We start from the raw sequence: 23,319 nt of genomic DNA on the forward strand, positions 1-23,319 counted from the left end.
CGGGAGCACACGCTCCCGGGCCCCGTCCGCCGTTCGGGTCTCGACGCCGGTGCCAACGGTCGTGTTAGCGTCGATGGACCACCTCGACGACGAAGTGAGGACCATCGATGTCACCGATGACGAGAAGACAGCTGCTCGCCTGGGCTGCAGCGGGTGGTGCGACCGCGCTCCTGTCGGGCTGTTCCACCCCGGGGACGGTGTCGCCGAACACCGGTCCGACGATCGCCCCGGCCGCCGCCGGCGAACGGATCACGCTCACCTACTGGGCCTGGCTGAAGGACCTCCAGAGGGTCGCGGACGTCTGGAACGCCGACCACCCGAACGTGCAGGTCGAGGCGGTCTGGATCCCCGGAGGCAACGACGGCGGGTATCAGAAGCTGTACTCGGCGCTCGCCGCGGGCGGTGGTCCGGACCTCGCGCAGGTCGAGATGCGGACGCTCCCCGAGTTCCTGCTCGTGAACGGGTTGGTCGACCTCCGGCGCTACGGCGCGGACGAGGTCGCGTCGCGGTACAACGAGACCCTCTGGAACCAGGTCTCCTACGTTGACGGGGTCTACGGGATCCCGCAGGACTCCGGTCCGATGGCGCTCTACTACCGCCCGGACCTGCTCGACCGGGTGGGCGCGAAGCCCCCGGCCACCTGGGACGAGTGGTTCCAGGTGGCGGGGGCGGTACGCGAGGCCGACATGTACCTGGATTGCTTCGCCCTCGACGACGCCTCGTGGTTCGCGGCCATGGCGACCCAGGCAGGCGCGTCCTGGTTCCGTGTCGACGGCGACCGGTGGATCGTGGACATGACGGACGACGCGACCCTGGAGACGGCCAGATTCTTCGACCGGGCCATCGACGAGGGCGTCATGACCACCTCCTACAGCCAGTTCTCACCGGCCTGGTTCGCCGCTGCGGCGAAGGACTCGATCGCGTCGCTCGCCGGAGCCAGCTGGGGAGACGCCCTCCTGCAGGGCGTCTCGGGGGCCGAGGGTAAGTGGCGGGTCGCGCCGTTGCCCCGGTGGGGGAGCGAGGGGTACGGCTCGACCTTCCAGGGCGGGTCCACGGCTGCCGTCCTGGCGAACAGCGCCCACCCGAGGGAGGCGCTCGAGTTCGCCGTGTGGATGACCACGAGCGACGCCGGTATCGACGCCATGATCGAGCACTCAGGCATCGGGTGGTCGCCGAACGACGCCTACATCGGTGCCCGCCGGCAACAGCCGAGCGAATTCTTCGGTGGTCAGAACTACAACGAGGAGGTCTTCGTGCCGGCGGCCAAGGAACAGAACAACGAGTGGCAGTGGTGGCCGCTGACCCAGCAGACGTTCAACATCCTCGCCGACGGGTTCCGGGCCAAGGCCTCGGGCGGCACCCTCGTGGACGCCGTGGTCCAGGGACAGCGCGACGTCATCACCGCCTTCCGCAACAAGGGCCTCCGGATCGAGGCAGCGTCGTGAGCGCCGTCACGGAACGCCCGGCGCGCGGTGTGGCGGACGACCCGTCGCGGTCGGGAGCGCAACGCCGACGCCGGACCTCGGTCGCGGCTCCGTGGGTCCTCCTCGGACCGTTCCTGGCGCTCTTCGTCCTCACCTTCATCCTGCCGATCATCGTCGCGATCGGCAGCAGCTTCCTCCGGGTCTCACGGAAGGGCGTCTTCGGCGAGGAAGGTGTCACGACCGAGTTCGCGTGGTTCTCCAACTACGCCCAGGCCCTGGAGAACGGCAACTTCATCGCCTCGATCGGCCGGATGCTCCTCTTCGGCGTCGTGCAGGTCACGGTCATGATCGCCCTGTGCACCCTGCTGGCGCTCCTCCTCGAGTCCGCCTCCGCGAAGTGGCCAGGGTTCTTCCGGGCCGTGTACTTCCTGCCCTACGGCATCCCCGGCGTGATCGCGACGATCCTCTGGTCGTTCCTCTATGTCCCGGGACTCAGCCCGATCATCGACATCGCCGGCGCGATGGGGATCGAGCTCGACTTCCTCGGCGCAGGCACCGTGCTCTGGTCCATCGCCAACATCGTGACGTGGACCTACACCGGCTACAACATGATGATCGTGGTCGCCCAGTTGAAGGCCATCCCCGGCGAGGTGTACGAGGCCGCGAAGGTCGACGGTGCCGGGCCGTTCCGCGTCGCGATGAGCATCCAGCTCCCGCTCATCCGGCCAGCGCTCATCCTCACGACCGTGTTCTCCATCATCGGCACGCTCCAGCTCTTCGCCGAGCCCCAGGTGCTGCAGACCGTGTCGCCCGCGATCGACAACGAGTACACGCCGAACCTCAGCGCTTACACGACCGCGTTCGCCTACAACGACTACAACGTCGCCGCAGCGCAGGCGGTGCTCATCGCCGTGGTCGCGTTCGCGCTGTCGTTCATCTTCCTGCGTCTGACGTCGAGGAGGGCATCATGAGCGAGACCCGGAGCATCACGACCGCGACCTCGTCGAAGCGAGCCCAGCGGCTGAGCGATCAGCAGGGACGACCGGGTGGATCCAGGGGGATGCGAGTGCTCGTGACGGGCATCCTCGTCGTCGTCGCGGTCTACTTCCTGGTGCCGGTGTACTGGGTGGTGATCGCTGCGACCAAGAGCACCGAGGATCTGTTCGGCAGCAACGGCTTCCTCCTCGGCTCCGAGTTCTCGTTGTGGTCGAACCTCCACGAGGTGCTCACCTACGACGGCGGCATCTTCGTCCGCTGGTTCGGCAACTCGGTGCTCTATGCGGGCGTGGGAGCACTCATCGCGACGTACCTCGCCGCCGCAGGTGGGTACGCGCTCGCGAAGTACCGGTTCCGCGGACGTGACCTCGTCTTCGGCACCATCCTCGGCGGGGTCCTCGTGCCCGGGACGGCCACCGCGCTCCCGCTGTTCCTGCTCTTCAGTCAGATGGGGCTCGCGAACACCTACTGGTCGGTGCTCCTGCCGTCGCTCGTCTCGCCGTTCGGGTTGTTCCTCTGCCGGATCTACGCCGACGCGACGATCGACGACTCGCTCATCGAGGCGGCACGGATCGACGGCGCGAGCGAGCTGCGGATCTTCCACACCGTGGGGCTGAAGGTCCTCACGCCCGCGCTCGTGACCGTCTTCCTCTTCCAGCTGGTCGGCATCTGGAACAACTACTTCCTGCCGCTCGTCATGCTGTCCGACAGCACGCTGTACCCGATCACCCTGGGCCTCAACAACTGGCGGAGCCAGGTCGACCGCCTGCCGGAGTTCTACGAGCTGACGACCGGCGGCGCGCTGTTGTCGATCATCCCGTTGGCGATCGCGATGATCGTGCTGCAACGCTTCTGGCGTGGCGGGCTCACCGAGGGATCCGTGAAGTAGCCGTCGGCCCGGAGACGGCGACGGGCCCCGGATCAGCCGATCCGGAGCCCGTCGTCAGTCGTGTCGAGCTAGAGGCTGCAGGTGTTACCGAGCGTCGTGAACTCGTCCTGGAGCTTCGTGAGTGAATCGGTGAGCCCGGTCTGGTCGACGTTCTGCGGGTCGTCGACAGCCGTCTTCGCGACGTCGATGAAGTCGTTGAGCGCCTTCACCGAGTCGTTCGCCGCGGTCTTCACCTCGTCGTTGGTGACCTTGTCGGCCGCCGCCTTGAACGTTCCGGAGAAGTCGTCGAGCTGGGTGACGGCCGCCTCGGGGTCGGAGGAGAGCGAGCTCAGGCCCGACTGCAGCTGCGAAGCCGACTCCGTCACCTCGGACTGGATGAGCTTGCACGCATCCTCTTTGCTCTGGGCGCCGCCGGCGCAGCCGGTGAGGAGCAGGCCCGAGACGGCGATCGCGCCGAGGAATGCTGCTGCGTTCTTCTTCATGGTGGTGTGATTCCCCCGTGTTCGGTACCCGTGACGGGCCCGCCCGCGCGCTGCGGGTCGGCCTCCAGGGTACCCGGTAGAACCCGACATCTGATGGACAAAGTGCTGGCGCTCATGGAGCGCAGTCGCCGCCGACATGGACGTGAGCCCGGTTTATTTGTAAGCTTGGCGAACAAACCGGTGGTGCGAGCGGGTCGCACCACGGATCGAAGGAACCACAGCATGCAGACGCGCCACGACGCCCTCCGGAGACGAACCGCGTGAGGGTGGGACTCGACATCGGCGGCACGAAGACCGATGCCGTCGTCGTGACGGATGACGGTGCGCTCCTGCATCGGCTCAGACTGGTCACCGGACGCGGCCCGGATGCGGTCGTCGAAACCGCCGTCGAGGCCGTCAGTCGGCTCTCCGACGCCGTCGCGCGTCCGATCGACGCGTTCACGTCGGTCGGCGTCGGTATCCCCGGCCTCATCGTCCCGGGCACCGGCCGCGTGACCCACGCCGTCAACCTCGACGTGGAGGAACTCGAACTCGGCGCGATCCTCGCCCAGCGCCTCGGGGTCCCCGTCGCCGTGGAGAACGATGTGAAGGCGGCCGCCCTCGGCGCCTGGCAGCTGCTCGACGGTTCCGGCACGATGGCCTACCTCAACCTCGGCACGGGCGTCGCCGCCGGCATCGTCACGGACGGCCGGCTCTGGCAGGGCTCGAGCGGGGTCGCCGGCGAGGTCGGACATCTGTCGGTCGACCCGCTCGGCGACCGCTGCGGGTGCGGACAGCGCGGGTGCGTCGAGACCATGGCCGCCGGCGGTGCGGTCTCCGCCGCCTGGGGAGCCGACGTGGCGCTGCCGGTGCTCGACCTCTTCGACCATGCCGATGCCGGGGACCCGCGGGCCATCGCGCTCCGCGCACGCCTCGGCCACGGCGCGGCCGCGGCCGTCCGCATCCTGACCCTCACCGTCGACGCCGACGACATCGTCCTCGGAGGAGGGCTCACCGCTCTCGGCGAGCGACTGCTCGCCGTCATCCGCGAGGCTCTGGCCGAATCCGCCGCCGGGTCTCGATTCGTCGCATCATTGCAGTTGGAACAGCGCGTGCGCCTCGTGCCGACGGGATCCCCCGTCGCGGCGATCGGCGCAGCACTCGTGGGAAGAGGAGAATCGTCGCATGGCTGAAGTCGTGATCGTGGGGGACAGCGGTGCCGCAGGCACCCTCGTCGCGGAGGCGATCGTCTCCCTCATCGAGGAGCGTCCAGACGCCGTCCTCGGACTGGCGACGGGTTCGACACCGCTCCCCGTCTACGAGGCGCTCGCCGCGCGCTCTCAGGGCCTCGACCTCTCGCGGGTGCGCGGGTTCGCCCTCGACGAGTACGTCGGCCTGCCGGCCGGGCACCCCGAGTCGTACCGTTCCGTCATCACGCGTGAGGTCGTCGAGCCGCTCGGCCTCGTGCCCGAGCGCATCCAGGTGCCGAACGGTGCGGCCGAGACCATCCAGCACGCCGGCGCCGACTACGAAGCGGCGATCCAGGCCGCCGGTGGCGTCGACCTGCAGATCCTCGGCATCGGGACCGACGGCCACATCGGGTTCAACGAGCCGGGCTCGTCGTTCGCCTCGCTCACCCGCGTGAAGACCCTGACGGAGCAGACCCGCCGGGACAACGCACGGTTCTTCGACTCGATCGACGACGTACCCATGCACTGCATCACCCAGGGACTCGGCACCATCCTCCGCGCGAGACACCTCGTCCTCCTCGCCTTCGGTGCGGGCAAGGCTGCTGCGATCGCCGCCGCGCTCGAGGGACCGCTGTCCGCGAACCTCCCCGGTTCAGCGGTGCAACTGCACCCGCGCGCCACGGTGGTCCTCGACGAAGCGGCGGCGTCCGAGTTGCAGCACGCCGACTACTACCGCTACGCGTATGCCAACAAGCCCGCCTGGCAGGGCATCTGACGGCTCAGGCGACGCCCGCCAGGCGGAGGAGCGCCGTGGTGAGGGCTGCCGCGAGGACGATGACGACGAATGGTGCGTTCCTCCAGGCGAGGATGCCAGCGACCAGGACGCCCGAGAGCCTCGCGAATCCCGCGAACTGCTGATCCTGGGTCAGGGCCGTGGTCGTGAGGACCGCCATGAGCAGGACGATGGCGGCGTCCGCGAGCAGCGTCTCGACCCGTTCCGAGACCTCGGTGCGGGTCCGCAGGAGTGGCCCGGCCAGGCGGAACGTGTAGGTGCCCCCCGCGAGGATCACGATCCCGACCAGCACGAGCATCGACTGGTTCATACGGTTACCTCCTGCTTCGGCTGCTTCCGGCCGAAGCCGAACAGGAGACCGACGAGCGACAACAGGACAGGGATCCCCGCCGGGAGGAACGGCGTCGCGGCGACGGCGACGACCGCGCCGACGAGCGCGGCTCGGCGCGTCCGGCGCTCGCGGAGGGCGGGGAAGATGAGGGCGAGGAGGACGGCGGGGAACATCACGTCGAGTCCGAAGGCGTCGGTGTCCTCGATCACGGTGCCGGCGAAGGCTCCGAGTGCGGCGCCCGCCGGCCAGCAGAGGAGGATGCCGAGGCCGCACGCCCAGAACGCGGCGCGCTTCCGCTCCAGGGTGTCCTGATCGAGCGCGAAGACGACGGACTCGTCGTTGAGGAGGTGCGTCCCGAGCACGCGACGCCAGCCCGTACCGACGACCTCGTGGATCGCGAGGCCGAACGGCAGGTGACGGGCGTTCACGAGCAGCCCTGCCAGGGCGGCGGTCAGCGGACTCCCGCCGGCTGCGACGATCCCGACGAACAGGATCTCCGATGCGCCGGCGAGGACGAGCAGTGCGAGCGCCAGCACGACCCAGGGCTGGATGCCCGAGTGCACGGCGACGGCTCCGTAGGAGATGCCGACCAGCCCGTCGGCGATGCAGACCAGCGCGATGGACCGCGTGGTCGGCCGACCGAGATGACTCCATATCGAACGCACGTACACTATATTGAACGCCGATCGAGCGTTCGTCAAATCGAACGCGTAACACTCTGGAGCGAACGCATGACGCAGCTCGAACCGTCCGACGACGGAGCACCGCATGCCGCGGTCGCGGCGGCACTGACCCGCGAGCGGCAGCGCACCGGGTTGTCACTCGCCGAGGTGGCCCGTCGAGCCGGGATCGCGAAGTCGACCCTCTCGCAGCTGGAGGCGGGGCTCGGGAACCCGAGTCTCGAGACCCTCTGGGCACTCAGCGTCACCCTCGACGTGCCGTTCGCCCGCCTGGTCGAGCCGGTGCGACGGCCGGTCCAGGTCATCCGTGCCGGTGAGGGACCGACCCTCGCCGCGTCCGGGGCGGACTACGTCGCGACGGTGCTGTCGGCCAGCCCGCCGAACGCCCGACGTGACATCTACCGCATCGTCGTCGAACCGGGCGAGCCGAGGCGCTCGGAGCCGCACATGCCGGGCGTGGTCGAGCATTGGATCCTCAGCACTGGCCGCGCGTCCGTCGGACCCGTCGGCGAGGAGGTCGAACTCGGCCCGGGGGACTACCTCGCCCACGCCGGGGACGTGCCCCACGTCTTCGAGGCGCTCGAGCCTGGCACGACCGCCGTGGTGGTCACCGAACACGTGTGAGCACCTCGACAAGCTCGGTGACCGGGACCGCTCGGTGACCGGGACCGCTCGGTGACCGGGACGGCGCGACGGGTGCTCAGCCGTCGATGACGTGCACGAGCTCGTCGATGAAGCCCGCGAAGTCCTCGGAACGGCGGATGATCCGGGCGACGCTCGAGCGCTCCGAGAACACCTCGACGAACTGGTCGAACACCGTCTGGAACGCGGCGCGACCCGATTCGCTGAACGCCACGAGTGCGACGACGCTCACGCGGGCGCCGCCCCACTCCATCGGCGTCTCGTTCACGGCGATCGCGATGGCCGTCGAGTGCGCGGTCATCGCCATGGCGTGCGGCACGGCCAAGGTGTCGGTGAACGCCGTCGACGACATGCGCTCCCGCTCGATCGCCGCGGTGAGGTAGCTCTCGTCGATGATCCCCCGGGCGATCATGCGCTCGCCGAGCAAGCGGATCATGCCCTCCTCGTCCTCGGCATGTGCGTTCCGGAGGAAGAGGTCCGGGTGGAAGTACTGCAGCAGTTCGTCGGTGATCTCCGACAGGCGGGACGATCGACGGACGCGGCTGACCGCGGTGCGGACGCGCTCCACGTCGGCCGCGGTGAGGAACGGTTGGATGACGACGATGCCGTCGGCAGGGGCCGGTGGCTCGATCGTCGTGAGGACGAGGTCGGTGTCGATGGCGGCCCAGTCGACGTCGGTGCGGGTGATGACGGATCGGACGTCGAGGACGTCGCCCAGCTGCGATTCGACGCGCCGGCGCAGCACCTCGTGCATGTCGTAGTAGCCGGCGGAGACGATCGTGGAGCCGAGGAGGGCCTCCTTGCGGGCCTTCTGCTCGAGCTGGGCGCCGACGTGCATCGCGATGTAGGCGATCTCGTCGTCGTTGATGATGATCGAGCCGTGCCGCTGCAGTTGGCTGGCGATGAAGACCGCGAGCTCGTAGATCATCGGGTACGAGGTCTTGATCGAGCGGGTCAGCGGATTGCGTGAGTAGGACTGGTCCTGCGCACGACGGATGAGGTTCTGGACGTGGAGGGTGAGCCGGACGATGAAGTCCTCGTCGGAGAGGTCGACGAGGTACTCGCGGCCGGCGCGGTCCACGGCCTGACGGACGGCGGCGAGGTCGTCCTGGTTGACGTAGTCGTCGACGAGGACCTCGGCGGGAGCCCCACTGCCCGGCGTCACCACCCGTGTCACGAGCAGGTAGCTGAGGTACACGAGGTCGCCCTCGCCGAGCGCGACGTGGAAGTGGGCGTCGACGAGCCGCGCCAGATCCTCCGCGACCGCCTCGACCTCCGGGGTGCGCGGAGCATGGTCTGTGGGCTCCGCCGGACGGTCCTTCGTGACACGGTCGATGGCGATCGCGATGTGGAGCAGCACGTTCGCGATGCCGTACTCGTTCACGTAGTACCCACGCGCGGTCAACGCTTCGAGCAACTCGCCCTTGAACGGGCTGAACTCGTTCGGCGCGAACGCGCGCTGGAGCGCCTCGAGTTCGACGATGCCGCGATCGGTCTCGTCGCGGAACATCCGGCTGAGGAGGCGCCGTCGCTCGGTCTCACCGCCCGCCATCGTCACCGTCGACCCCGAACGGTCGAGCGTGAGGGCGGTGTCGGCGAGCATGGCGCGGACCCGGCCCAGGTCGCCCTCGACGGTCGACTCGCTGACGTGGAGCCGCTGTGCCGTCTCGTGCACGTCGATTCCCGAGGGGGCGCTGATGAGCAGCCGGACGAGCCCGTACAGCCGATCCCGAGGCGTCTCCGATTCGAACGCCGATGCGGCTCGGCGTCGGTAGACCGCATAGCCGTCGGCGTTCAATCGATACCCGTTCGGCCCGGACTCGACGACATCGTGCGGCGCGGTGCGGGTGTTGACCGCCGTGACGTAGCTGCGGACGCTGCGCGGTGTGACGCCGAGCACCTCCGCGACCTCCGTGGCCGTCGTCCAGCCGTCCCGTCCCGCGAGGTAGCCGAGCATGCGGTCGTGTTTCTCGCGTGCCACGATGCCCTCTCCGTCGGTCGGCCGTCGCGCGGTCCGGGCGAACCGCTCCACCGAGTCAACCACCTTCCCAGCCGCTTCCGCGCGTTCGACGACCTTTCCGCCCCGGCGGAAGAGCTTCTGGTGGAGCCGCGAGGGGCGTGACGGAATGATGGGTTGGTAGGCAATCGGCGGTTCTGGAGAAGGTTCGATGAAGATCCTGGTGATTTGCGGCGCGGGTGCGTCGAGCACGTTCATGGCCCAACGCCTGCGTCGCGCAGCAGCCGACCGATCGATCGACGTCTCCGTCGCAGCCGGTGCCGAATCACAGGTCCTCGGCGGCACGATCACCCTCGACGGTGTCGACGTCCTGCTCGTCGGCGCCCACCTCGCCGACCACGAGGCCGCGCTGCGCGCTGCGGCCGAGCCCACCGGCGCCGCGGTCGCCGTCCTGCCCGGCGACGTCTTCGGCGTCGAGGGTGGCGCGCGAGCCCTCGAACTCGTCCTCTCGATCCACTCACCAACCAGGAGGTAACCCATGGCAACTCGAACCGTCCGCATCGGCTCGTCGCACGGCCTGCATGCCAGGCCCGCGAAGCTGTTCACGCAGGCTGCGAAGGACGCCGGGGTCCCGGTGACGATCGCGAAGGGCAGCGGCAAGCCCGTCAACGCCGCGAGCATCCTCGGCGTGATCGCGCTCGCCGTCGAGCACGGCGACTACGTGACCCTCTCCGTCGACGGCGAGGGCGCCGCAGCCGAGGGCACCCTCGACACGCTCTCCGAGCTCCTGGTGACCGACCATGACGAGCAGTAGTCCGATGACCGCGTTCCAGGGCATCGGCATCGGCCAGGGCGTCGCCGTCGGCCCGGTGGCCCGCATGGCCGACCCGCTCCCCGCGCCCGCCGACGTCGCCAGCACCCTCGACCTCGCGACCGAGACCGAGCGCGCGAACACCTCCCTCGCCGCGGTCGCCCGCGAGCTCGAGGCCCGTGGCGCCGCCGCCGGTGGTGCCGCTCGTGACGTCCTCGAGGCCCAGGCGATGATGGCGGAGGACCCGACCCTCGCCGAGGAGATCGCCACGCGGCTCGCGGACGGCAAGACCGCCGAGTGGGCCGTCCACGCGGCTTTCGCCTCGTTCCGCGACCAGCTCGCCGCGATGGGCGGCTACCTCGGGGAGCGCGCCGCCGACCTCGACGACGTGTCGCAGCGGGTCATCGCCGACCTCATGGGCGTGCCGGCCCCCGGCGTCCCCTCGCCCGGCCACCCGTTCATCCTCGTCGCCCGCGACCTCGCTCCGGCCGACACCGCACTGCTCGACCTCGACCTGGTCCTCGGCCTCGTCACGAGCGACGGCGGCCCGACCTCGCACACGGCCATCCTCGCCCGCGAGAAGTCGATCGTCGCGATCGTCGGCGTCGTCGGAGCAGCCGAGCTGACCGACGGCACGACGCTCGTCGTCGACGCGGCAACCGGTGAGGTCACGGTCGATCCGACCCCCGAGCTCGTCGCCGCCACGGAGCAGCGCATCGCCGACCGCCTCGCGCTCGTGAACGCACCGGTCGTCCCCGGTGCGCTGGCCGACGGCACCCCCGTGCCGCTGCTCGCGAACCTGGGCTCGGCCGAGCACGCCGACGCCGCCGCAGAGCTCGGCGCCGAGGGCGTCGGCCTCTTCCGTACCGAGTTCCTCTTCCTCGACCAGGCGCTCGCGCCGACGGTCGAGCAGCAGCGTGCGCACTACGAGAAGCTCCTGAACGCCTTCCCCGGCCAGAAGGTCGTGGTTCGCGTCCTCGACGCCGGTGCCGACAAGCCGTTGGCGTTCCTGAACGACGCGCACGAGGACAACCCGGCGCTCGGACTCCGTGGCCTCCGTGCGCTGCGGGCGAGCGAGGACATCCTGCGCGAGCAGCTCACGGCGCTCGCCCAGGCCGACGCGGCGACGGACGCCGACCTCTGGGTCATGGCCCCGATGGTGTCGACCGTCGAGGAGACGAAGTACTTCATGGCGATCGCCGCCGAGTACGGCCTGAAGACGCCCGGCGTCATGGTGGAGGTGCCGTCGAGCGCCCTCCTCGCCGACCGCGTCCTCGCCCACGCCGGATTCGCGTCGATCGGGACCAACGACCTCACGCAGTACACGCTCGCCGCGGACCGCCTGCTCGGTTCCGTCGGCGCGTTCCAGGACCCGTGGCACCCGGCGGTCCTCCGCCTCGTGCAGCTCGTCGGCGAAGCCGGCCAGCACCACGGCAAGCCGGTCGGCATCTGCGGCGAAGCAGCCGCCGACCCGCTCCTCGCCGTCGTCCTCGTCGGACTCGGCGCCACCACCCTGTCCATGTCGCCGTCGGCGCTCGCCGACGTCCGTCACTCCCTCCAGCAGTACACGCTCGACGACGCCCGACGCATCGCAGCAGCAGCACTGGCCGCCGACGGCGCGGCCGAAGCCAGGGCAGCGGCCACCGCTGCAACGACTCCCGAAATGAAAGAGGCAACATCATCATGACAACGACGTCTACTCCCAAGAAGCCGGGAGGTGCACGAGTCGGCGTTCAGCGATTCGGCACCTTCCTCTCCGGCATGGTCATGCCGAACATCGCGGCCTTCATCGCCTGGGGCCTCATCACCGCGTTCTTCATCGCGACCGGCTGGTTCCCGAACGGGATCCTCGGCGGTTTCGGCAACGCCGACCTCATCGGCTGGCAGGGTGCCGCGACGGCGCTCGCCCAGGCCGACGACGGCACGACCTTCCCGCAGTACGTCGGCCTCGTCGGCCCGATGATCACGTACCTGCTCCCGCTGCTCATCGCGAACACCGGTGGCCGCATGATCTACGGTGAGCGCGGCGGCGTCGTCGCGTCCATCGCGACCATGGGTGTCATCGTCGGCAGCGCGATCCCGATGTTCATCGGTGCGATGATCATGGGCCCGCTCGCCGCGTGGCTCATGAAGCAGGTGGACCGGATCTGGGACGGCAAGATCAAGGCCGGCTTCGAGATGCTGGTCAACAACTTCTCCGCGGGTATCCTCGGAGCCCTCCTCGCCATCGGCGGCTTCTTCGGTATCGCACCGATCGTCACCGCGCTCAGCAGCTTCCTCGAGGGCATCGTCGACTGGCTCGTCGCCAACTCGCTCCTGCCGATCGCGAGCATCTTCATCGAGCCCGGCAAGATCCTCTTCCTCAACAACGCGATCAACCACGGTGTGCTGACCCCGCTCGGTGTCCAGCAGTCCGAGGAGACCGGCAAGTCGATCCTGTTCCTCCTCGAGGCGAACCCCGGTCCGGGCCTCGGCATCCTGCTCGCGTTCTGCTTCTTCGGCATCGGTCTCGCGAAGGCGTCGGCTCCCGGGGCGGTCATCATCCAGTTCTTCGGTGGCATCCACGAGATCTACTTCCCGTACGTGCTCATGAAGCCGATGCTGGTCCTGGCCGCGATCGGTGGCGGTATGGCCGGTGTGGCGACGAACGTCGCGTTCAACACGGGTCTCCGCGCCCCGGCTTCGCCCGGCAGCATCATCGCCGTGCTCATCCAGACGGCACCCGACAGCTACTTCGGCGTGATCCTGTCGGTCATCGTCGCAGCAGCCGTCTCGTTCGGGATCTCCGCGATCATCCTGCGGGCCAGCCGGAAGCGCGACCTCGAGAACGAGAACGCCGGTGACCTCTCGGCCGCCGTCGCCGCGACCGAAGCCGCCAAGGGCAAGAAGTCGAGCGTGCTCGGCAACCTCTCCGCCGGAAGCGCCGCAGCCGGTGCGGACGTCGTCGACGAGGGCGTCGTCACGACGCTCGAGCGCGGCCCGATCCGCAACATCGTCTTCGCCTGCGACGCCGGTATGGGTTCGAGTGCGATGGGCGCCTCGGTGCTCCGCAACAAGATCAAGAAGGCCGGCATCGACGAGATCACCGTCACCAACAAGGCGATCGCGAACCTCGCCGACGACGTCGACCTCGTCATCACCCAGCGCGAGCTGACGGAGCGGGCGAAGGAGAAGACCCCGAGTGCCGTGCACATGTCGGTCGACAACTTCATGAACTCTCCGAAGTACGACGAAGTGGTGGAGTTGCTCCGCGGAGAGGGAGCACACTAGCAACGGAACGATCCCGGGGCGCACGCGAAGGGCGTGCGCCCCGGGGCTCCATCCACCGCCCTTCATCCGGCTCCGGACCGCACCGGCGGAGCCCCGCACGACGAATGCAGAGGAAGACATGTCGCAGGTACTGACCCAGGATCGGATCACCATCGTCACCGGGACGGTGACGCAGGAGGAGGCCATCCGCCGCGCTGCCGACGCCCTCGAAGCGGCCGGCGCCGTGACCGACGAGTACTTCGAGGCCATGCTCGCCCGCGAGCAGTCCGTGTCGACCTACATGGGCAACCTCCTCGCGATCCCGCACGGGACGAACGACGCGAAGGAGGCGGTCCGCGATTCCGCCCTGTCGTTCACCCGCTACGAGACCCCAATCGACTGGGATGGCGACGAGGTCCGCTTCGTCGTCGGCATCGCCGGCAAGGACGGCGGGCACATGGAGATCCTCTCCAAGATCGCGATCATCTTCTCCGAGGACGACGAGGTCGCCAAGCTGCTCGCAGCCGAGACGCCTGAGGAGCTCTACGCGCTCCTGAGCGAGGTCAACGAGTGATGCGAGCCGTCCACTTCGGCGCCGGCAACATCGGGCGCGGCTTCGTCGGCCTGCTCCTCCATGAGGGCGGCTACGAGGTCGTCTTCGCGGACGTCAACGCCGAGCTCATCGATGCGATCGCCGCGGCCGACAGCTACACGGTGCACGAGGTGGGCGACGGCGCGAAGGACACGGTCGTCACCGGGTTCCGTGCGATCAACAGCGCCACCGACGAGGAAGCTCTCGTCCAGGAGATCGCCGCCGCCGACGTGGTGACCACCGCCGTCGGGCCGACGATCCTGCGCTTCGTCGCTCCGGTCATCGCGCGTGGGATCGCCGCCCGTCCGGCCGACGCCGCTCCGCTCGCCGTCATGGCCTGCGAGAACGCGATCAACGCCACCGACCTCCTCGCCACCGAGGTGCGCCAGGCGGTCGGCGACGAGGCCTGGGCGTCGCTGTCGACCCGGGCCGTGTTCGCGAACACGGCCGTGGACCGCATCGTCCCGGGCCAGCCCGCCGGGCAGGGCATCGACGTGACCGTCGAGACCTTCTACGAATGGGCCATCGAGACCCCGGCGTTCAACGGCTCGCTGCCGTCGATCCCCGGTGCCCACTTCGTCGAGGAGCTCGCGCCGTACATCGAGCGGAAGCTCTTCACCGTGAACACCGGCCACGCCTCCGTCGCCTACTTCGGTGCGCGCGCCGGTATCGGGACCATCGCCGAAGCACTCGCCGAGCCGTCCATCGCCGTCGCCGTCGGTGCGGTGCTGGAGGAGACCTCCGCGCTGCTCGTGGCCAAGCACGGGCTCGACGTCGACGCGCAACGCGAGTACCGCGAGACGATCCTCCGTCGCTTCGCGAACGTCCACCTGCCCGACACCGTGGAGCGCGTCGGTCGGCAGCCGCTGCGCAAGCTGAGCCGGACCGAGCGGTTCATCGGGCCCGCCGCAGAGCTGGCGGAGCGCGGCATGGCCCACGACGCACTCGTCTCGGCCATCGGTGCCGCACTCGAGTTCGACGTCGCCGATGACGAGCAGAGTGTCCACCTGCAGGCGAAGCTCCACGAGCTCGCGCCGGGCACCTTCGTCGAGGAGGTCACCGGCCTGGCTCCCGAGCACCCGCTGGCTCCCGCGGTGCTCGCGCAGGTCGTCGCCCGACAGGCATCGCTCGCGTAACGCCCTTCGACAGGCTCAGGGACCGGATCCGTCCGGACCCTGGGCCTGTCGCCGTTCCCGGCCGGTCTCCGGTCCCCGGGTCCGCCTCCGGCCGCCGTCTTCGGCCCCTGAGCGCGCCCCATTCCGGTTTCTGGGCGCCCCTCATTCCGGTCTCTGAGCGCGCCCCATTCCGGTCCCTGGGCGCCCCTCATTCCGGTCTCTGGGCGTCCCTCATTCCGGTCCCTGAGCCTGTCGAAGGGCCTCAGAACATCTTGCCCGGGTTGAGGAGGTTCTCCGGGTCGAAGAGCCGCTTGATCCCGTGCTGGAGCGCGAGCTGATCCTCGCCGAGCTCGTCGCCGAGCCAGCGCTTCTTGAGCAGGCCGATGCCGTGCTCGCCGGTGAGGGTACCGCCGAGCCGCAGTGCGGTGGTGAAGAGGTCGTCGGCGGCCTGCCAGATGAGGTCTGGTACCTCGACTCCCTCGAAGACGAAGTTCGGGTGGAGGTTGCCGTCGCCCGCGTGCGCGACCGTGGGGATGGAGATGCCGTACCGGCGCTCGATCTCGCCGATCGCCGTGAACATCGCCGCCAACTGGCTGCGGGGGACCGACACGTCCTCGATGAGCGGGGTGCCGAACTGCTCCAGCGAGGGATGCAGGGCGCGGCGGACGGCCAACAGATGCTCACCCGTCGCGTGGTCGGTGGACATCTCGGCACGCCCGCCGCCGGCGTGGAGCACATCGAGGATCGCGGCGGCCTCCGCCTCGGCGTTCGGGCCGTCGGTCTGGATCACGACGTGCGCCTCGCCGCTGGTCGGGGTCGGCAGCTGCAGGTAGCGGTGCACGGCGACGAGTGCGACGGGGTCGAGCAGTTCCATGATCGACGGCTGGACACCGGACGCGGTGACGGCGGCGGTGGCCTCCGCTGCCGAGACCACGCTCGGGAAGTACCCGGCGATTGTCGCGACGGTGCCCGGCGTCACGCGTCGGATGCGGACGGTCGCCTCGACGATGACGCCGAGGACGCCCTCGGAGCCGACCATGAGACTCGTGAGGTCGAGGCCGGTGACCCCCTTCACGCTCCGGTGCCCGACGCTGATGAGTCGTCCGTCGGCCAGCACCACCTTGAGGGCGAGGACGGCGTCGCGCGTCACGCCGTACTTGGCACACAGCAGGCCGCCGGCACCGGTCGCGATGTTCCCACCGACGGTCGAGATCGCGCGGCTCGCCGGGTCGGGCGCGAACCAGAGCCCTCTGGCGAGCAGGAGGTCGTTGAAGGCGCCGTTGATGATGCCCGGTTCGACCACCGCGAGGAGGTCGGGTTCGTTGATCTCCAGGACGCGCTGCATCTCGAGCGTCGACAGGACGATCTCGCCCGCGCCGCCGAGCGCGCCGCCGGCCAGACCGGTACCGGCGCCGCGCGTCACGACCGGCGTCCCGGTCGCGGTGGCGATGCGCATCACCGTCTGGACGTCTTCGATGGAACGCGCGGAGACCACGGCGATCGGTGGGGCGTCGGAGACGTGACCCGACTTGTCGGACCGTGCGTCCGCGAGGACGGCGTCCGTCGTCGAGACCGCGTCGCCGAGGGCGTCACGGAGGGCGTCGAGGACGGTCGGCGTCGTCATCGCGGCAGGACTGATCCGTCGGCCCAGACCGCCTGGACGTTCCACTGGTGGTCGAGCAGGACGGCGTCCGCGGCGTATCCCGGGGCCAGTCGTCCGAAACGGTCGTCGAGGCCGAGGACACGGGCCGGGGTGCTCGTGAGGGCACCGACCGCCGCATCCGTCGCCACACCGCTCGCTACGGCGAGTCGGAGCGCCCGGTCGAGCGTCAGCGTGGAGCCGGCGATCGAGTCGCCTTCCACGAGGCGCGCCAGGCCGTCCGTCACCTGGACCGCGAGCGCTCCCAGGAGGTAACGGCCATCGGAAGAACCGGCTGCGGCCATCGCGTCGGTGATGAGTGCGACGCGGCCCGGGGCCTGCTCGAAGGCGAGCTTGGCGACGTCGGGGTGCACGTGTTCGCCGTCGAGGATGAGCTCGACCGTGACCCGCTCGTCGGCGAAGGAGGCGATGATCGGTCCGGGCGCGCGGTGGTGGATCCCGTTCATCGCGTTGAACACGTGGGTGACGAGCCGGGCGCCGAGATCGAACGCCGTCTTCGTCAGTGCCTCGTCGGCGTCGGTGTGCCCCACGGCGACGATGACGCCGGCCTCGACGAGGACCTGGATCGCCTCGAGGGCGTTCGGCAGCTCCGGGGCGATCGTGATCTGCCGCAGCGTGCCTCGGCTCGCGTCGATGAGGCGTTCGACGACCGCCGGGCTCGGGTCGATGAGGGCACCGGGGTCGTGTGCGCCCTTCTTGGCCGGTGAGAGGAACGGACCTTCGAGGTGGGCTCCGAGGACCAGGGGATCCTCGGCGACGAGGTCGGCGATCCCCTCGAGACTCGCGACGAGGGCGTCGACCGGGTTCGAGACGAGACTGATGAGCGTCCTCGTGGTCCCGTGCGCCCGGTGCACCGCGAGCGCGCGTCCGATGGCGTCGCGTCCGTCGTCGAACGACGACCCGCCGCCGCCGTGGACGTGGAGGTCGATGAACCCCGGCGTGAGGTGGCCGCCGTGTGCGTCGAGGACGGATGCGTCGTCGCCGACGGGGACGGACCGCCAGTCGTCGCCGGTTCCGGTGGAGCGGATGACGCCGTCGACCGCGTGCAGCCAGAAGGCGTCCTGGTGGCCGTCGACGTCGACCTTGGTGGCTGAGTGGATCAGGAGCTCGGTCATGCGAGCTGCTTCCGTCCGCGGACGACACCACTTGCGACGGCGACCACGGCGAAGACGGTCGCGATGATCGGCTGCCCGAGGTGCAACCAGGCGAGCGCCGCCGCCGCGAAGATGAGGAGCTCGACGACCGCCTGGCCGTAGAGGTCGATGCGGATCACGGCGCGCGGCGAGAGGAACAGCGCCCAGAGGATGATCGCCACGACCGGCGCGGCGATCCCGACGACCACGTTCAGGGGGAACGGCCACACCGCGACGCCCCAGAAGCCGAGCGAGAAGAAGGCGAAGAGTTCGAGGAAGAACCGCAGGATCTCGTTGGGGCCGATCTTCACGTCGGCGGGAGTTCGTTCAGACACCACACGATTCTACGGCGCGTGGCCGCGAGCCCGCTCCGGGTCAGCGGAAGATGATCGTCCGCGCACCATCGAGGAGGACGCGGTCCTCGGCGAACCACTTCACCGCCTGGGTGAGGGTGCGACTCTCCTCGTCCTGACCGATGGCGACGAGCTCCGCGGGGGAGCGGGAGTGGTCCACGCGGACGACGTTCTGCTCGATGATCGGTCCCTCGTCGAGGTCGCTCGTCACGAAGTGCGCCGTCGCACCGATGAGCTTGACGCCGCGCGCATGCGCCTGCTTGTACGGGTTCGCGCCCTTGAAACCGGGCAGGAAGGAGTGGTGGATGTTGATGGCGCGACCGGCGAGTCGCTCGCAGAGTTCGGGGGAGAGGATCTGCATGTACCTGGCGAGGACGACGAGCTCGATGTCGTGCTCCTCGACGGCCTCGACGACCCTGGCCTCGAACGCCGCCTTCGAGGCCGCGTCCGTCACGGGCAGCGCCTCGAAGGGCACGCCGTAGAAGGAGGCGAGATCGCGGAGCGAACCGTGGTTGCTGAGCACGAGGGGGATCTCGACCGGGAGCTGGCCGGCCCGTTGACGGAAGAGGAGGTCGTTGACGCAGTGTGCCGCCGTCGAGGCCAGGACGAGCGTCCGGAGCGGACGACCGACGACGTCGAGCCGCCACTGGAGGGCGTACCGCTCGACGACCGGTGCGATGGCCCCCTCGAACCGCTCGCGCGAGACCGCCGCCTCGACCTGGAGCCGCATGAAGAACCGCCCGGTGTCATCGCTCGAGAACTGCTGGCTCTCGGTGATGTTGCCGTCGGCCTCGACGATCGCACCGCTGATCGCGTGCACGATGCCAGGCCGGTCCTCGCAGATGATCGAGAGCACCCAGTGGACGGAGCGCTCGTGCGTGGTCGATGGCACAGCAGAGGGATCGGTCGAGTTCGTCACCGACTCAGGTTACCGGGACCCGACCGCTCAAGCCGCAGGGACGGACCGCTCGTCGACGAGGTCGGCATGGGAGGACTGCCGCAGGTACGACCGCACCGTCTCGCGGCTCTGCCGCAGGCAGTCGATGCGGGCGTCGATCGAGGCGATCTGCGCGTGGAGCGACTCGGCCGTCGCGCGGGAGCAGTCGGGCACGGCACGCGAGGCGCGTGTCTCATCGAGATCGAGGACCACGCGCACGAGACGGGTCGTGAGCCCCGCGTCGAACAGGTTGTCGACCGTGACGACGTGGTCGATCGCGGACGGTTCGTATTCGTCGGGCGCGTGCGACGCACGCACGGCCACCAAGAGTCCCTCCTCCTCGTAGGAGCGGAGCCGGGTGGCCGGGACACCCGTTCGTTCAGCGAGTTCTGCAATGCGCATGAGCGGCCTCTCTGTCACCTTCACGTCAGCTGCAACGTCGGATCGAGCCCTCCGCATTCCCGCCCTCGGGTAGACTCGTCCGCGGTCGCCGGATGTCGGTTGACCCTGGGCGCGCACATCAGCGCGTAGACGAACTCGTCCGCCACGTCAGCCGACGAGTGAACGCCATCGTTGGAGCAATCCGATGACCTCCTCTTCGCCATCCTCGGCGCGCGCCGCCGAACCCGCCAAGCCCTCGTCACCGCCGCCGTTCCCCTGGGTCGGCCTGATCGCGCTCGCGGCGGGCACCTTCCTCTCCGTCACCGGCGAGATGATCCCGACCGGGCTCCTCCCGGAGATGAGCACCTCGCTCGGCGTCACCGAGTCACAGATCGGGCTCCTCGTCAGCGTGTTCGCCTTCACGGTCGTGCTGTCGAGCACCGCGCTCATCCACCTCACCAGGCGTGTCCCGCGACACGCGCTGCTCGTGGCCGTCATCGTGGTCCTCGGCGTGAGCACCGGTCTCGGCGCGCTCGCACCGAACTACGAGCTCCTCGTCGCCACCCGGGTGCTCGGCGGGCTCGCCCACGGCGTCTTCTGGGCGGTCGTCGGCGCGTACGCCGGTCACCTGGTCCCGAAGGAGCAGCTCGCCCGCGCCGTGTCCGTGACGATCGCCGGAGGCACGCTCGCCTTCGTCCTCGGCGTCCCGCTCAGCACCGCGCTCGGGCACGCGCTCGGCTGGCGACTCGCGTTCGGCGTGCTCGCCGCGGCCATGCTCCTCGGCGCCGTCGTCGTGTGGTGGAAGCTGCCGCCCGTCGGTCGGGAGGAGTCGCACGCGGCCGCCTCGGGTGCCACGGGCCGTGATCCGAGCATCGTCCCGGTCGCGATCGTCTGCATCGCGGTCGGCGTCATCATGGCTGGCCACTACGCGTTCTACACCTACATCGCGCCGTTCCTCATCGGCGAGGTCGGCGTCCCGGCCGGCCAGCTCAGCATCCTCCTCCTCGTCTACGGCGTCGCGGGCGCGATCGGCCTCATCCTCACCGGCAGCGTCTTCGCGAGGCGTGCGACCACGGGCCTGTTCGTCGCCCTGACCGTGTCGGCGGCCATGGTGAGCGTCCTCGCCCTCTCGGCAGGCTGGCTTCCGGGCGCACTCGTCGCGTTCTTCCTCTGGGGGACGGCCTTCGGTATGCTGCCGCCGCTCATGCAGACGCGCCTCCTGCACGCGGCGAGCCCGCGCATCCGCGACACCGCGAACGCGTTCTACACGACGGCGTTCAACACGGGTATCGGTGGCGGCTCGGCGCTCGGCGCGTTGCTCCTCGCCGAGATCGGTCTCGGCGTGCTGCCGTGGGTGTACGTGTGCCTGGCCGTGGTCGCGACCTCGCTCCTCGCCGCGGACGTGCTGCGCACCCGCAGGCGCGAGTCCGTCTGATCGAGCACGAGCCGTTGCGGACGCGCTGAGCGGGACCGGCTTACGGTACAGCCGGTTCGTCCGTCGTCGGCGCCGGTGAGGCGTCTGCACCATCGGTCGGCGTTGTGACGTCGGGCGCGGTCTCCACCGGAGTCTCCGTCTCCGTCGTCAGAGCCGGTTCGGTCGGACTCGGCGCGTCCGTCTCCGTCGCGGGAGCCGCTTCCGCCGGCGTCTGCTCCGCGATCGGGTCGACGACGGCCTGAACCGGGGCCGGAGCGGGAACCGCCTCCGCTGCTGTGTCCAGAACCGCTTCCGGAAGCGGCGCGGTCACCGGATCGACGGCGGCCTGGGTACTCAGGAGTCCGGTCAGCGAGAGGTACTCGACGGAGGTCGCAGGACCCACGCGCGATGGGTCGGACGGGTCGATGCTCCAGACGCTGAGCTCGTGGAACCCGACGGCAACGGCGGCGCCGGTGAGCGTCGCTCGACCGTCGGCGTCGAGCACGACGCGCTGCTCGTCACCACCGTCGAGGGTGTACCCGACTGCGCCGTTCGGGGCGCCGGTGATCACGATCGGTGCGTCAGGTTCGAAGACCTGGAGCGACAGGATCGTTTGGAATCCGGTGATCGCGGGGCCCGTGATCGTCATACTCGCCGGCTCGGCGGACACGGCGACCTGGTCACCGAGGGTCTGTCGCACGGTCAGGGCGAAGGTCCCAGTCCGGTCGAGGACGACCGGTCCGGTCGACCAGGTCCCGGTCTCGGGAGCTGCGGCGACCGATGACCGCTGCGCGGCCCCCGGCACGACCGTTGAAGCGACGACGACGTCTCCGTCGAGGACGTCGATGGTGGCTCCGGCCGCTCCGGTGCCGCTGAATGTGGGCCACAGGTACCCGCCGCCGGAGTCGGCGACCATGGTCGGTGCTGGGAGCGCTGTGGGTTCGGTCGGGTCGACGGGATCGGCCGGGGCGACGGGCGGAGCGACCGGTGGGGCAGTGGGTGTCGGAACCTGCGGGGAGACCACGACGGGATCCGGCGCCCCGTCCTCGTTCGGACTCGGACTCGGACTCGGCGCCGGGGATGGGGGTGTCGGCGTCGGGCCGGCGATCGGGGCCGCACTCGGCGACGGGGCGGCGGACGGATCGGTGGACCCCGCAGCCGTGTCGGAGGTCGGCGCGTCGGCGCCCGGCGAGAACACCATCGGACCCAGGACGAGCGCGCCGGCGGTCACCGCCGCGACGACGCCGACGCCGATCGCGGCGATGATCCCGCCGGAGAGACCCGCCGTCGCAGCACCCGCGAGACCCGCACCCGACGCGACACCGGCACCCGACGCGGCGCCACTGGAACCGGCTACACCGGAAGCCGCTACTCCGCCGCCGGCCGCCACCGAGGCACTCAGGTGCGCGGTCAGTGCGACACCGCCGGTGACGCCGGCCGGCATCGCGGCGACCACGGTCGCCGACGGGCCGTTGGTCTGCAACCACGCGGTGTAGCCGGCCGCACCGGCGGCGCCTGCGACGAGGGGGAGGAGGACGAGCGCCATACGCGAGCCGACCTCCTTCGCCTCAGCGGCCACGATGGTGCACCGCTGACAGGCGTCCAGGTGTGACTCGACCTTGGCAGTGTCACGGGCGGAGAGGTTCCCGCGCGCATACGATCCGAGCCTGCTGATCGTGAAGGCGTGCTCCGAGTCGTCGTCGACGGACCGCAGATGCGCCTGGATCCACGCTTCGCGCAGCCCCTCGCGTGCTCGGTAGGCGAGCGCGGACACCGAGTTGGCCTTCATCCCGAGGAGCGGCGCGACCTCCGCGGGCGTCATCGCCTCGATCTCCGTGTACCAGAGCACCTCCTGCCATCGGGTCGGCAGGCTTCGGAACGCTCGGGCACTCAGGCTGCGGTCGAGGGCGTCGATCGAGGACGCCTCGTTCGTGTCCGGGTCCTCGAAGGAGTCCAGGGTGTCGAGCGACGTCTCCCGACGCGATCGGCCCCAAGCGGCAGCCGTGTTCCGGATGGTCGTGAACAGGTAGGGGCGGAAGGCGCCGGTGGGGCCCTTCCCGCGGCGGACCGCCTGATAGATGCGGGCGAAGGATTCCGAGACGAGGTCGTCGGGATCGAGGCTCGAGGTGACGGACCGGGCGACGGTCCGTCCGGCGTTCGAATGCCGTCGCCACAGCTCCGCATAGGCGTCCTGCGACCCCGTGCGGGTGTGCTCGATGAGCTCGGCATCCGATCGCTCGGTGAGCGGTGAAGCCGGGGATGTGTCCAGGCTCATGATGCCTCCGTCTGCGAGCTTCGCACTACCGGGCAC

The 23,319-nt window shown here is 69.7% G+C and carries 23 protein-coding genes; 13 read left to right on the forward strand and 10 right to left on the reverse strand.

Annotated features, from left to right (window positions below; genetic code table 11):
* Positions 1 to 107: 107 nt before the first annotated feature.
* From B9Y95_RS01065 to B9Y95_RS01075, 3 genes are read left to right on the forward strand one after another with little or no spacing between them, the layout of a single operon-like run.
* Entirely contained in the window at positions 108 to 1,445 is a 1,338-nt protein-coding gene (locus tag B9Y95_RS01065) for an ABC transporter substrate-binding protein (protein WP_085510283.1), read from the forward strand.
* Positions 1,442 to 2,395 (forward strand): carbohydrate ABC transporter permease, encoded by a 954-nt coding sequence (locus tag B9Y95_RS01070; RefSeq protein ID WP_085510284.1) that lies wholly within the window; start codon positions 1,442 to 1,444, stop codon positions 2,393 to 2,395. The genes B9Y95_RS01065 and B9Y95_RS01070 overlap by 4 nt, the downstream gene beginning before the upstream one ends.
* Positions 2,392 to 3,309: a carbohydrate ABC transporter permease gene (locus B9Y95_RS01075; protein ID WP_085510285.1), complete on the forward strand. Its 918-nt coding sequence runs from the start codon at positions 2,392 to 2,394 to the stop codon at positions 3,307 to 3,309. Before B9Y95_RS01070 ends, B9Y95_RS01075 begins: the two co-directional genes overlap by 4 nt.
* A gap of 68 nt (positions 3,310 to 3,377) precedes the next feature.
* Here the strand turns inward: B9Y95_RS01075 and B9Y95_RS01080 are convergent, their stop codons facing one another.
* On the reverse strand, positions 3,378 to 3,791 hold the full coding sequence (locus B9Y95_RS01080; RefSeq protein WP_064296639.1) for a hypothetical protein: 414 nt from the start codon (positions 3,789 to 3,791) through the stop codon (positions 3,378 to 3,380).
* Positions 3,792 to 4,051: 260 nt separating this feature from the next.
* On the opposite strand from B9Y95_RS01080, the gene B9Y95_RS01085 reads away from it, so the two are divergent.
* Complete coding sequence (locus B9Y95_RS01085; RefSeq protein ID WP_085510286.1) at positions 4,052 to 4,963, forward strand: ROK family protein; 912 nt, start codon at positions 4,052 to 4,054, stop codon at positions 4,961 to 4,963.
* Entirely contained in the window at positions 4,956 to 5,735 is a 780-nt protein-coding gene (locus B9Y95_RS01090) for a glucosamine-6-phosphate deaminase (RefSeq protein ID WP_085510287.1), read from the forward strand. Before B9Y95_RS01085 ends, B9Y95_RS01090 begins: the two co-directional genes overlap by 8 nt.
* A gap of 4 nt (positions 5,736 to 5,739) precedes the next feature.
* On the opposite strand, the gene B9Y95_RS01095 is transcribed toward B9Y95_RS01090, so the two are convergent.
* The gene (locus tag B9Y95_RS01095; protein WP_085510288.1) at positions 5,740 to 6,063 is read right to left on the reverse strand and encodes an AzlD domain-containing protein; all 324 of its coding nucleotides are present in this window, start codon (positions 6,061 to 6,063) and stop codon (positions 5,740 to 5,742) included.
* The gene (locus B9Y95_RS01100; protein ID WP_200811337.1) at positions 6,060 to 6,749 is read right to left on the reverse strand and encodes an AzlC family ABC transporter permease; all 690 of its coding nucleotides are present in this window, start codon (positions 6,747 to 6,749) and stop codon (positions 6,060 to 6,062) included. The genes B9Y95_RS01095 and B9Y95_RS01100 overlap by 4 nt, the downstream gene beginning before the upstream one ends.
* Positions 6,750 to 6,815: 66 nt before the next feature.
* Between B9Y95_RS01100 and B9Y95_RS01105 the strand changes: the two genes are divergently transcribed.
* On the forward strand, positions 6,816 to 7,388 hold the full coding sequence (locus B9Y95_RS01105; RefSeq protein WP_085511016.1) for a helix-turn-helix domain-containing protein: 573 nt from the start codon (positions 6,816 to 6,818) through the stop codon (positions 7,386 to 7,388).
* 76 nt (positions 7,389 to 7,464) lie between these two features.
* On the opposite strand, the gene B9Y95_RS01110 is transcribed toward B9Y95_RS01105, so the two are convergent.
* On the reverse strand, positions 7,465 to 9,387 hold the full coding sequence (locus B9Y95_RS01110; protein ID WP_327083079.1) for a BglG family transcription antiterminator: 1,923 nt from the start codon (positions 9,385 to 9,387) through the stop codon (positions 7,465 to 7,467).
* Positions 9,388 to 9,574: 187 nt separating this feature from the next.
* Here B9Y95_RS01110 and B9Y95_RS01115 point away from each other — a divergent pair, with 187 nt between their 5' ends.
* From B9Y95_RS01115 to B9Y95_RS01140, 6 genes are all read left to right on the forward strand, one after another.
* A complete protein-coding gene (locus tag B9Y95_RS01115; RefSeq protein WP_085510290.1) occupies positions 9,575 to 9,898 on the forward strand; it encodes a PTS sugar transporter subunit IIB in 324 nt (107 codons plus the stop codon).
* A gap of 3 nt (positions 9,899 to 9,901) precedes the next feature.
* The gene (locus B9Y95_RS01120; protein ID WP_064296634.1) at positions 9,902 to 10,177 is read left to right on the forward strand and encodes an HPr family phosphocarrier protein; all 276 of its coding nucleotides are present in this window, start codon (positions 9,902 to 9,904) and stop codon (positions 10,175 to 10,177) included.
* A gap of 4 nt (positions 10,178 to 10,181) precedes the next feature.
* Positions 10,182 to 11,861: a phosphoenolpyruvate--protein phosphotransferase gene (ptsP, locus tag B9Y95_RS01125; RefSeq protein WP_085510291.1), complete on the forward strand. Its 1,680-nt coding sequence runs from the start codon at positions 10,182 to 10,184 to the stop codon at positions 11,859 to 11,861.
* Positions 11,858 to 13,444 (forward strand): PTS mannitol transporter subunit IIBC, encoded by a 1,587-nt coding sequence (locus tag B9Y95_RS01130; RefSeq protein WP_085510292.1) that lies wholly within the window; start codon positions 11,858 to 11,860, stop codon positions 13,442 to 13,444. The genes ptsP and B9Y95_RS01130 overlap by 4 nt, the downstream gene beginning before the upstream one ends.
* A 118-nt stretch (positions 13,445 to 13,562) precedes the next feature.
* A complete protein-coding gene (locus B9Y95_RS01135) occupies positions 13,563 to 13,997 on the forward strand; it encodes a PTS mannitol transporter subunit IIA (protein WP_064296632.1) in 435 nt (144 codons plus the stop codon).
* Positions 13,997 to 15,151: a mannitol-1-phosphate 5-dehydrogenase gene (locus B9Y95_RS01140; protein WP_079705308.1), complete on the forward strand. Its 1,155-nt coding sequence runs from the start codon at positions 13,997 to 13,999 to the stop codon at positions 15,149 to 15,151. Before B9Y95_RS01135 ends, B9Y95_RS01140 begins: the two co-directional genes overlap by 1 nt.
* A 241-nt stretch (positions 15,152 to 15,392) precedes the next feature.
* Here B9Y95_RS01140 and B9Y95_RS01145 read toward each other — a convergent pair whose 3' ends face one another.
* From B9Y95_RS01145 to B9Y95_RS01165, 5 genes are read right to left on the reverse strand one after another with little or no spacing between them, the layout of a single operon-like run.
* Complete coding sequence (locus B9Y95_RS01145) at positions 15,393 to 16,754, reverse strand: FAD-binding oxidoreductase (RefSeq protein ID WP_085510293.1); 1,362 nt, start codon at positions 16,752 to 16,754, stop codon at positions 15,393 to 15,395.
* Positions 16,751 to 17,905 carry an N-acetylglucosamine-6-phosphate deacetylase gene (nagA, locus tag B9Y95_RS01150; protein WP_085510294.1) on the reverse strand — a complete coding sequence of 385 codons (1,155 nt, stop codon included), beginning with the start codon at positions 17,903 to 17,905 and terminating at the stop codon, positions 16,751 to 16,753. Before nagA ends, B9Y95_RS01145 begins: the two co-directional genes overlap by 4 nt.
* Complete coding sequence (locus B9Y95_RS01155; RefSeq protein WP_234993927.1) at positions 17,902 to 18,258, reverse strand: YrdB family protein; 357 nt, start codon at positions 18,256 to 18,258, stop codon at positions 17,902 to 17,904. Before B9Y95_RS01155 ends, nagA begins: the two co-directional genes overlap by 4 nt.
* 40 nt (positions 18,259 to 18,298) lie before the next feature.
* Positions 18,299 to 19,195: a formyltetrahydrofolate deformylase gene (gene purU / locus B9Y95_RS01160; protein WP_412458809.1), complete on the reverse strand. Its 897-nt coding sequence runs from the start codon at positions 19,193 to 19,195 to the stop codon at positions 18,299 to 18,301.
* A 27-nt stretch (positions 19,196 to 19,222) separates the two neighbouring features.
* Positions 19,223 to 19,615 (reverse strand): MerR family transcriptional regulator, encoded by a 393-nt coding sequence (locus B9Y95_RS01165; RefSeq protein WP_159453310.1) that lies wholly within the window; start codon positions 19,613 to 19,615, stop codon positions 19,223 to 19,225.
* Positions 19,616 to 19,799: 184 nt separating this feature from the next.
* Between B9Y95_RS01165 and B9Y95_RS01170 the strand changes: the two genes are divergently transcribed.
* Positions 19,800 to 21,029, forward strand: coding sequence for an MFS transporter (locus B9Y95_RS01170; RefSeq protein ID WP_085510297.1), 1,230 nt, complete (start codon positions 19,800 to 19,802; stop codon positions 21,027 to 21,029).
* A gap of 40 nt (positions 21,030 to 21,069) precedes the next feature.
* Here the strand turns inward: B9Y95_RS01170 and B9Y95_RS01175 are convergent, their stop codons facing one another.
* Positions 21,070 to 23,283, reverse strand: a complete 2,214-nt coding sequence (locus B9Y95_RS01175; RefSeq protein ID WP_085510298.1) for a sigma-70 family RNA polymerase sigma factor — start codon at positions 23,281 to 23,283, stop codon at positions 21,070 to 21,072.
* Positions 23,284 to 23,319: the final 36 nt, after the last annotated feature.

Source organism: Plantibacter flavus (assembly GCF_900177615.1).
Lineage (GTDB): Bacteria > Actinomycetota > Actinomycetes > Actinomycetales > Microbacteriaceae > Plantibacter > Plantibacter flavus.

Excerpts from the sequence above, each read along its gene's own strand:
- B9Y95_RS01065 (WP_085510283.1), top strand. The coding sequence starts at position 108 with ATGTCACCGATGACGAGAAGACAGCTGCTCGCCTGGGCTGCAGCGGGT.
- B9Y95_RS01075 (WP_085510285.1), top strand. The coding sequence starts at position 2,392 with ATGAGCGAGACCCGGAGCATCACGACCGCGACCTCGTCGAAGCGAGCC.
- B9Y95_RS01080 (WP_064296639.1), bottom strand. The coding sequence starts at position 3,791 with ATGAAGAAGAACGCAGCAGCATTCCTCGGCGCGATCGCCGTCTCGGGC.
- B9Y95_RS01090 (WP_085510287.1), top strand. The coding sequence starts at position 4,956 with ATGGCTGAAGTCGTGATCGTGGGGGACAGCGGTGCCGCAGGCACCCTC.
- B9Y95_RS01095 (WP_085510288.1), bottom strand. The coding sequence starts at position 6,063 with ATGAACCAGTCGATGCTCGTGCTGGTCGGGATCGTGATCCTCGCGGGG.
- B9Y95_RS01105 (WP_085511016.1), top strand. The coding sequence starts at position 6,816 with ATGACGCAGCTCGAACCGTCCGACGACGGAGCACCGCATGCCGCGGTC.
- B9Y95_RS01115 (WP_085510290.1), top strand. The coding sequence starts at position 9,575 with ATGAAGATCCTGGTGATTTGCGGCGCGGGTGCGTCGAGCACGTTCATG.
- B9Y95_RS01120 (WP_064296634.1), top strand. The coding sequence starts at position 9,902 with ATGGCAACTCGAACCGTCCGCATCGGCTCGTCGCACGGCCTGCATGCC.
- ptsP (WP_085510291.1), top strand. The coding sequence starts at position 10,182 with ATGACCGCGTTCCAGGGCATCGGCATCGGCCAGGGCGTCGCCGTCGGC.
- B9Y95_RS01130 (WP_085510292.1), top strand. The coding sequence starts at position 11,858 with ATGACAACGACGTCTACTCCCAAGAAGCCGGGAGGTGCACGAGTCGGC.
- B9Y95_RS01135 (WP_064296632.1), top strand. The coding sequence starts at position 13,563 with ATGTCGCAGGTACTGACCCAGGATCGGATCACCATCGTCACCGGGACG.
- B9Y95_RS01140 (WP_079705308.1), top strand. The coding sequence starts at position 13,997 with ATGCGAGCCGTCCACTTCGGCGCCGGCAACATCGGGCGCGGCTTCGTC.
- B9Y95_RS01145 (WP_085510293.1), bottom strand. The coding sequence starts at position 16,754 with ATGACGACGCCGACCGTCCTCGACGCCCTCCGTGACGCCCTCGGCGAC.
- nagA (WP_085510294.1), bottom strand. The coding sequence starts at position 17,905 with ATGACCGAGCTCCTGATCCACTCAGCCACCAAGGTCGACGTCGACGGC.
- B9Y95_RS01165 (WP_159453310.1), bottom strand. The coding sequence starts at position 19,615 with ATGCGCATTGCAGAACTCGCTGAACGAACGGGTGTCCCGGCCACCCGG.
- B9Y95_RS01170 (WP_085510297.1), top strand. The coding sequence starts at position 19,800 with ATGACCTCCTCTTCGCCATCCTCGGCGCGCGCCGCCGAACCCGCCAAG.
- B9Y95_RS01175 (WP_085510298.1), bottom strand. The coding sequence starts at position 23,283 with ATGAGCCTGGACACATCCCCGGCTTCACCGCTCACCGAGCGATCGGAT.